Here is a 3,547-nt window from a genome sequence, read left to right as displayed (position 1 = left end):
AAGATTATCAACACCACCTTTTACCGCACCAAAGGCCAGTTCCGCACGGCCGTCCTCGACTTCTTCAACCGACTTCCTGAGTTTGGCCAAGACCTCGCGTCCCTCCTAACCCGTAAATTTCATGTTCTTGATTCGCAAACTGCTTCGTGACGAGTATAGCGGCCATGGCAGAACAAGGGCAGGTGATTCTACAATGCCTGCTTCGCGAACCCAGCCGTTATAAAGGACCTCTCACGCCCCATCATGTAGATGCAGTTCAGGAAAACGGTCGGAGGGTAAACGAGGCCCGTTCAAAGTAAGGAGCGAAAGACTTACCTTTCCGGCGAACCACTTGGTCATCGACGTGCCCTTTATTCGACTCTCGAGCTGCGTGACGCTGTTCCATAAACTGGTGATTTCCATTGGCGGGCTTCTGGCCTGGGGCGTCTATGCCGGCCTCGTGGTCGCCCACCAGTGGGTGTGGGATTTGCACGGGGTGGTGCTGGGGTTTGTGCTCCTGTTATTGGCCCTGTTTACGGGCACGGTCTCGCTGCCCATCCGGCACGTGGCATACAATGAAGAGTTCCTCCGCGTCCGCAATTATGGCGCCGCACAACTGATTCCTTCCTCGGAGTACCTGCTGTTTGAACCGGCTTATTTCATGCTGATGCGCCTGAGCTTGGTCGGCGGCCGTGGGCAGTTTCTCAGGTATGATGGGCCACCTCGCGAACGCTCCTGTAGATATGCTCAATGGCTCGTTAGAACCTGCCGCTGTTGACGTGGCGCGCCGGACATTAGGACGGGTGGCCCAGCGAGCGCGCACTAGGCCGAGCCCGGAGGCAAGCACCTAATAGCCTATAACTTTCAAGACGTTCACGAAAACGGTCCGAAAAGCAAAAGGAGCGTTTTTCGATACGCTTACAAAACGCACTGACAAACAATGATTTGTGGCTTAACGCAATTTTTCGCCCCGTTGTAACGAGCCCCCCCCCTTCACAGGGGGCAGCAGAATTCGGGAAAGGGACGAACGCCGTCCGGCGGGCAATTGCCGCGGGCGTGTCCCGGGCGGGTGCTACCTTGCGACCAGCCCACTGGCCCCACCCCTGGCCCGTCCCGACACTCCCCCGGTATTGCTCTGTCTATGAAACCTCTCCTGCTCCGTGCCGGCTTGCTCCTCGCCCTCGGACTGCCCGCGTGCACCAAAGAAACGGCCCCGGGCGGCGTGTTCCTGCGGGTACGCAACGCCAGTCCGTCCCCCTTCACGGCCTTGGTGGTCCGCCTCCCAGCCGGCACCACCAGCTACGGCGCCTTGGGCCCCGGCCAATCCTCGGAGTACCACCCCTTCGCCCAGGCCTACCGCTACGCCGCCGTTGAGGCCACGGTCGCGAACGAGGACCTGCGCCACCAACCCTACGACTACGTGGGCGAGCAACCGTTGGCCCCCGGCCGCTACACCTACGTGCTGGACGTGGAGGCCAACGCCAGCGGCCAGGGCCGCCACCTGAGCCTGCGCCTCGAAAACCCCTAGCCCGTTTACCTAAACAGTCGTGCCGTAAACGCGCGCTGTTCATCAAAAGGAGGATACTGTTGGAATGGCAGCGCGTGCTGAAGCGTCGCCTTTGACCGGTAACGGCGCCACACAGAAGCCCCGGTGCAGCGTGCACCAGGGCCTGTGTGGCGCCTAAATGGGCGGTCTCAGTCCTTACAGGGTATTCGTGGACAGGTAGGCCCGCGCTTCGGGGGCCGCGCTACTCGCCGTCAGTTCGGCGGTGGCCGGCTGACTCGTGCCAGGGGCCACTTGCCCGTTGACGAGCCACTCGACTCTCAGCCGAGAATTGGGGGCCGGGGTCGCGGCGCCCACCTTCACGTTCAGGAAGGTGATGGTGGCCGTGAACTCGTAGCGCTTCTGGCCGGCCCGGTAGTGGGCGACGGTGGCCACGGGAATGGTTTCGCTGGCGTGGGTGGCATAGATTTGCTCTTTTGCCAGCGCGGCATCGAGGGCGACGTGTTTGCCCTCTTCGCCCGCGCCGCCGGTGGCGCGCAGCTGCGCGCCGAGGCCGTCCAAATTTTCGCCGGTAATGCGCAGGCTAATGACGTCGTTGGGCAGCACGGGCCCCACGGGCTTCGGGGCTTCGGATTTAGGGGCGCAGCTGCCGAGCAGCACGGTCAGCAGAGAAAAGCAGAGCACGGTAGATTTCATGAGCGAAAGCTACGAAACGTGCGCAGATGTCTCGCTGGCCAGGGCACAGGCGGGCAACACCCCAAAAACAGGGGCGGGTCATGCGTGAAAGGGACCGTGATGACGGCTGTTCCCTTGCTAGTGACTTAGAAATATTAACGTGTCTGGTTTGGTCTATAGATAAACGGCTGCTTTACGATGACCCTTTACCGCCTTTACCTTACGCCCGAGGAACGCCAGACCCTGGAAGGGTGGCGCCAGAAATACAAGTTGCATTCGCCCAAACTGCGCCAAATTCAGATTTTGCTCAATAGCGACGAGCACACCGGGCGGCGGACGGCCACCGCGTTGGCCGCCGTGCTGGGCACCAGCACCAAAACCGTGGAGCGTGTCCGGCGCCAGTTCTGCGAGGAAGGCCTGGCCCTGTTTGCGCCCAAGGTTCGCAAGACCCGCTCGGACAAGAAAATCGACGGCCGCGTCGAAGCCCACCTGATGGCCCTCGTCTGCCAGTCGCCGCCCGACGAAGCGCCCGCCTGGCGCTTGCAGGTGCTGGCCGACCGGCTCGTGGAACTGGAAGTCGTCGAACATATCTCGACGACGATGGTGGCGCGGCTGCTAAAAAAAACGAACTCAAGCCTTTCCTGCGGCCGGCCCAGTGGGTGATTCCGGCCGCTCAAAGCGCCGCCTTTGTCTGCCAGACGGAGCAGGTGCTCGACCTCTACGAGCAGCCCTAAGACGCCGACTACCCCGTTGTCTGCCTGGACGAGTTCCCCAGGCAGTTGATTGAACAGCAAATATTTACAGCCAGAAATGGGCAGCGCTTTCACGATTCGGCGTATGTGCGGCGTGGCGTGGCCGAGTTGTTCGTGGCCACCGAACCGCTGCGCGGCTGGCGCGAGTTGTGCGTCGAGGACGACCACCGCGCCGCCACGTGGGTGCGCTTTGTGGCCCGGCTGATGGACACGACCTACCGCGACGCCAAAAAAGTGCGCTGGGTTATGGACAACCCCGGCACGCACAAAGTCCGCTTTTTCTACGACCATTTCCCCCCCGACGTGGCCCGGGCGTACCTGCAGCGGATGGAAATCGTCTACCCCCCCGTCCACGGCTCGTGGCTCAACATGGCGGAAATGGAGTTCGCCGTCCTCGGCCGCCAGGTCCTCAACCGCCCCTTTGCGGACAAGGCCGCCGTGCAAGCGGCCGTCGAACGCTGGAAAAACCGGCAAAACACCAAACCAAAACCGCGAAACTGGCAATTCACAACCGCCGATGCCCGCATCAAACTAGCCAGATTGTACCCGACTACCTAATGTTTTTTAGCCACTAGTGGTTAAAAAACAATAATTCGTCTGGTTAAGTTTGTGGTTTTGACTACGCCCACTTTAGGAC

Annotated in this window: 5 protein-coding genes; 4 read left to right on the top strand and 1 reads right to left on the bottom strand. The window is 61.0% G+C overall.

The features are described from left to right. Window positions 1–331 precede the first annotated feature (331 nt). Both IEW17_RS20450 and IEW17_RS20445 read left to right on the top strand, forming a co-directional pair. Complete coding sequence (locus tag IEW17_RS20450) at window positions 332–757, top strand: hypothetical protein (protein ID WP_188563919.1); 426 nt, start codon at window positions 332–334, stop codon at window positions 755–757. A gap of 363 nt (window positions 758–1,120) precedes the next feature. Further along, window positions 1,121–1,507, top strand: coding sequence for a hypothetical protein (locus IEW17_RS20445; RefSeq protein WP_188563918.1), 387 nt, complete (start codon window positions 1,121–1,123; stop codon window positions 1,505–1,507). Between the two features lie 174 nt (window positions 1,508–1,681). Here the strand turns inward: IEW17_RS20445 and IEW17_RS20440 are convergent, their stop codons facing one another. Then, window positions 1,682–2,179 carry a hypothetical protein gene (locus IEW17_RS20440; protein ID WP_188563917.1) on the bottom strand — a complete coding sequence of 166 codons (498 nt, stop codon included), beginning with the start codon at window positions 2,177–2,179 and terminating at the stop codon, window positions 1,682–1,684. A gap of 177 nt (window positions 2,180–2,356) precedes the next feature. On the opposite strand from IEW17_RS20440, the gene IEW17_RS21165 reads away from it, so the two are divergent. Further along, a complete protein-coding gene (locus IEW17_RS21165; protein ID WP_229749179.1) occupies window positions 2,357–2,821 on the top strand; it encodes a helix-turn-helix domain-containing protein in 465 nt (154 codons plus the stop codon). A gap of 95 nt (window positions 2,822–2,916) precedes the next feature. Next, window positions 2,917–3,468, top strand: a complete 552-nt coding sequence (locus IEW17_RS21160; RefSeq protein WP_262891866.1) for a transposase — start codon at window positions 2,917–2,919, stop codon at window positions 3,466–3,468. Window positions 3,469–3,547: the final 79 nt, after the last annotated feature.

The organism is Hymenobacter frigidus, assembly GCF_014640435.1.
GTDB classification, from domain to species: Bacteria; Bacteroidota; Bacteroidia; order Cytophagales; family Hymenobacteraceae; genus Hymenobacter; species Hymenobacter frigidus.
The sequence above is the reverse complement of the archived record's forward strand: the minus strand, read 5'-3'. Positions and strand labels throughout refer to the sequence as shown.

What these genes read in the sequence shown, in the direction of transcription:
- IEW17_RS20445 (WP_188563918.1), top strand. Translation starts at nt 1,121, where the DNA reads ATGAAACCTCTCCTGCTCCGTGCCGGCTTGCTCCTCGCCCTCGGACTG.
- IEW17_RS20440 (WP_188563917.1), bottom strand. Translation starts at nt 2,179, where the DNA reads ATGAAATCTACCGTGCTCTGCTTTTCTCTGCTGACCGTGCTGCTCGGC.
- IEW17_RS21165 (WP_229749179.1), top strand. Translation starts at nt 2,357, where the DNA reads ATGACCCTTTACCGCCTTTACCTTACGCCCGAGGAACGCCAGACCCTG.